Source organism: Schaalia vaccimaxillae DSM 15804 (genome assembly GCF_000420425.1).
Lineage (GTDB): Bacteria > Actinomycetota > Actinomycetes > Actinomycetales > Actinomycetaceae > Pauljensenia > Pauljensenia vaccimaxillae.
Genome location: NZ_ATUX01000003.1, coordinates 1 through 2,258, shown reverse-complemented (window position 1 = coordinate 2,258; position 2,258 = coordinate 1). Strand labels below are relative to the sequence as shown.

The following is a 2,258-nucleotide window of genomic DNA, read 5'->3' as shown; positions in this document are numbered from 1 at the left end:
TTGGCGGGGAAGATTTCCGACAGTAGCACCCAGTTCACGGTGCCTGACTGCTTGGCGAAGACGAATACCGACACCAACACCACAACCAGCCACGGGTGGGACCTCTCCTCGCGGCTCATGGGGGCGATTATATCGGCAGTCCCCGGGGTGCAGGTGGGCGGCCGGTATCGCGCTGGAGCTGGCGGGGTGTGGGCGATGTGCGCGGCCTGCATCCCACCTCATGGAGATGCGTTGCGGTGCACCGTCACCACGAAGGCTCTAACGTCACCTTGAACGTATTCGCGGGGCGAGACCATCAATGCTGTTGATCCACGGTCGTAAGCAAAAGCGCAGGTGACGCGCCATGACGCGGATAAATTGACGATGACCTGTCATCAAGGGAGCGTTGTGACGATAGATTTTATCTGTGCATTAGGAGGTGTCTGGTGACTTTCGGTGATTTCGGAGCTGTGTGTACGACGATTGGCTGGAGGATTTTTGATGATGAATACGATCTGCGGAAGACGGACTACCTTCCTGAAGATATTCAAGATTTGCGAAAGTCTATGAGAAGAGTTTGTTTTAGTTGCTTGGTCGTGGGTTCTTGTATAAGAAGTTGTCTTGAATCCGAGTTTTTTTATCGAAGGGCGAGGTGGCAAGGGAAGGGGTTAGCGACGTTTGTCGCAGGGCTTTCAGGGATTGAAAGGGAGAGGTTCTATGCTAGCTGTAGAGATCATAAATTCGATCGCGAACGCGTTGAACTTGAATGGAAGTCATTGGTTTTAGGTCTTGTGAAAAAGGAGTGTGCTTGAGATGTTGAGAAAGGGGTCGCATCTCGTTCAATTGTTGGGACCCTTCTGGTCAAAGGTAGTAATGGCTGAAATTGTCATTGGGCTTCTTGGATTGATTGTCATCATTCTTAATGTCTCTTTTGTTCCGGATTTATCTGGAATGACACTGCGGGAAGCCTATAATGTGATCGAGAAGAAGGAGTTGAATGTGCTCGTGGATCCTGCGCATGCGCATAGAGATCCAGATTTTTGGATGATTAACTATCAGTCGGTTAAACCGTGGTCTATCGTGTTTGAATTTACGGAAATTAAAGTGAGTTGCGGCCTTTTGTTATAATTTTGTATATGTTGTTGCCTGGGTGGTCTGGCCGTCACGGGGTGTGCAGTGGCCAGACCACCGGGATCTTAGATTGTCCCTCTGTTCAGGCGACTCTGTAGTGCCATGATGAATGATGATTGTTCGTCGATTTTTCCGTCAATGGGGGTGCCCATTCGTCTTTGGAGTGCCTTGATCGTATTTGGTCCGATCAGGCCGTCTGCAGCTAGTCCGCACAGCCGTTGGAGTGCTTGAATTGTTCGCGAGCCAATCGCGCTTGATGAGCCGACCCACTCCCATCCTGTGGTAAGTCCAGGATTTCTTGACTGCCAGTATATGTCCTGGCTCGAGATAATTCCGTCGGCCGTTAGGCCTAGTAGGCGCTGGACTGCCCGCGTGGTGGCTGCTCCCCAGTAACCGTCAATTGTTACCGTTGTTGAGGTTCCTGGTGACGGTTGAATTGCAATTGGTAGAACTGGGTCGCCGCCAGGATTCGCTGCCTTGCGAATGGTGTCCAGATGGTTCATCCAGTGTCCGGGGCATTGCGTATTGATGAAAAATCTGTGAGGTGCTACGTATAGGTTCCCGTGTCGCTTCTGAATATTGGAAATAAGCTCGAGGAGTGTGCGCAGGTCTGACAGGTCTGCTCGTGGGTGGCATTCAATGCCAATGCTATGGATGTTTGCGTTCCAAGTTCCGGCATGCCATGCAGTGTCGCCTTCGTCAACGCATTGTATGACCAGTCCGTCCGTCACGACATAATGGGCAGAGACTTCTCTGCTGCTATTGATGAATCCTTGTGCGATGCGTTTTGCTCCGTCGTGAGGGTGATCGGCGTAGAGTGCGGGATTTCCCCAGTGGTGGATTATGATTGTGTCTACGCGGGCTTGGGTGCTGTTCGGATTGTTTCTTTCGTGTGGACGGCCTGGAGTTGAATAGGGTGTCGTGCTCCGCATGTATTGGTAAGGCATCTGCCTACTCCTTCCGTTGGTTTCTTGCGGTTTGCAAGTGATGGAAGGATCGTCGTGACACGCTGTGCGTTCAAATACTTGACATCTATTCGCGCGTGTCGTGTGCTGTAGCGTCACCTTGAAAGCCGTAACGTCGTTTCGAACGCATTCGTGGTGATGCTGCGGCCTAGGCCTATCCCCGGGAGAACTGCTCCTCGAGGT

At 51.6% G+C, this 2,258-nt stretch carries 2 protein-coding genes and 1 pseudogene; 1 reads left to right on the top strand and 2 read right to left on the bottom strand.

The features are described 5' to 3' along the window. Positions 1–852 precede the first annotated feature (852 nt). Complete coding sequence (locus G439_RS0100075; RefSeq protein ID WP_131333440.1) at positions 853–1,107, top strand: PASTA domain-containing protein; 255 nt, start codon at positions 853–855, stop codon at positions 1,105–1,107. Between the two features lie 68 nt (positions 1,108–1,175). Here the strand turns inward: G439_RS0100075 and G439_RS12735 are convergent, their stop codons facing one another. Next, positions 1,176–1,613, bottom strand: coding sequence for a peptidoglycan-binding domain-containing protein (locus G439_RS12735; RefSeq protein WP_243442524.1), 438 nt, complete (start codon positions 1,611–1,613; stop codon positions 1,176–1,178). A gap of 18 nt (positions 1,614–1,631) precedes the next feature. Next, positions 1,632–2,042 (bottom strand): annotated as a pseudogene (locus G439_RS12730) (peptidoglycan recognition protein family protein); the annotation flags it as partial. Positions 2,043–2,258 lie beyond the last annotated feature (216 nt).

Excerpts from the sequence above, each read along its gene's own strand:
- G439_RS0100075 (WP_131333440.1), top strand. The coding sequence starts at position 853 with ATGGCTGAAATTGTCATTGGGCTTCTTGGATTGATTGTCATCATTCTT.
- G439_RS12735 (WP_243442524.1), bottom strand. The coding sequence starts at position 1,613 with ATGAACCATCTGGACACCATTCGCAAGGCAGCGAATCCTGGCGGCGAC.